2 protein-coding genes are annotated in these 1136 nt (G+C 38.4%); both read left to right on the top strand.

Features of this window, described 5'->3' with window-relative positions; translation table 11 throughout:
• Nucleotides 1-196, top strand: a 196-nt coding sequence (locus BW716_RS37365) for a hypothetical protein (protein WP_220388915.1), incomplete at its 5' end; no start/stop codon positions are given.
• 525 nt (nt 197-721) lie between these two features.
• Nucleotides 722-1136 (top strand): hypothetical protein (locus BW716_RS34965; RefSeq protein WP_143709234.1); only part of this gene is annotated, 415 nt, incomplete at its 3' end.

Raw genomic sequence — 1136 nt, 5'->3', positions numbered from 1 at the left:
CGAGGTCCGAATACTTACTCTTGAACTGCCTGAAAATTCATTTGTTTTTTGGACACATCAAGGTTATCAATATGCATTTTTCCCCCTTGATGCAGGGGATAATCCTCCTGTATATTATTATTTGGAAGGGGAAACAGAATTTAAAAAAATAGAATCCCTAAGTGCTTTTTGGGAAAGAGAAATGCCTGATAATTAATTAAATGAAATCTTTTGTAGCAAAATTCTTTGCGATATTGGGAGTTCCGATTGTTGGTAATTGACGTACAAATGATAAGTAAGGTGAGAAAAGGAAAATAATAGTATTGCTAGCTCAGTTTCCAAGAAAAGAATTGACAGTTCAGTATTCGATGGATAGGGTATGGCACCAGTGAGTATCAGTATACTTTGTATTATTATGACCAGGCGGGGAACCTGACAAGGACGATTCCGCCAGTCGGTGTGGTGATAGATAGGAGTGCTACGTGGAAGGCAAATCTGGCAGCGGCGATAAGAGTGGGTACACTAAGCCCTTTATTATTTTCCCATCAGTAGAAGCAGCTATGATATATAAAGTTGAATATATTCAACGTTACGATGGCAATTGGGCGCGTTGGGTAGCCCGAGAAAAAGCTCCACAGGAGAGCTAAAGAGCTAATGTGATGAAGAAGAGTACCAAAATTGTCGATTCATTGATTAAGGCAAATACTAATAAAACATCTACTGGTCTTAATTTTAAATTATTATGAGTAAATATTGGTTCTTATTTTTTTGCGCTGGTGTTTGGGCATGTAATGAAACGCCTAAGGATAAAAAAGCTGATGTGGTAAGTGATAGTGTAACTATCGCGCCCAATCAGAATGATTCTGTCATCACAAAGCCTGTTGTCACAGAAAAACAAACAGGATCAAACAGCGTTATGGAATGTGATCAGGCGCTAAATTTGATGTTTCAAACAAGTAATTATCATCCGGATGATAAGACTCACCTGTCAGATTATAAAATACACATAAATGAACCAGGTGATGCCGATGACCCCTCAATAGGCATTCGGATTTATTACTCACCTGGCCGAAAAGATAGTTCCTTGGCTGGGGTATTAAATCTTGATTTGCAAACAGGCAAGTTAGTGGATTTATTTCCCCAATTGGATCATCCGG

Origin of the sequence: [Flexibacter] sp. ATCC 35208 (assembly GCF_001975825.1) — a bacterium.
In the GTDB taxonomy this organism is placed as follows: Bacteria; Bacteroidota; Bacteroidia; order Chitinophagales; family Chitinophagaceae; genus Chitinophaga.
Note: the sequence above shows the minus strand (reverse complement) of the source record. Positions and strands in the feature narration are given on the sequence as shown.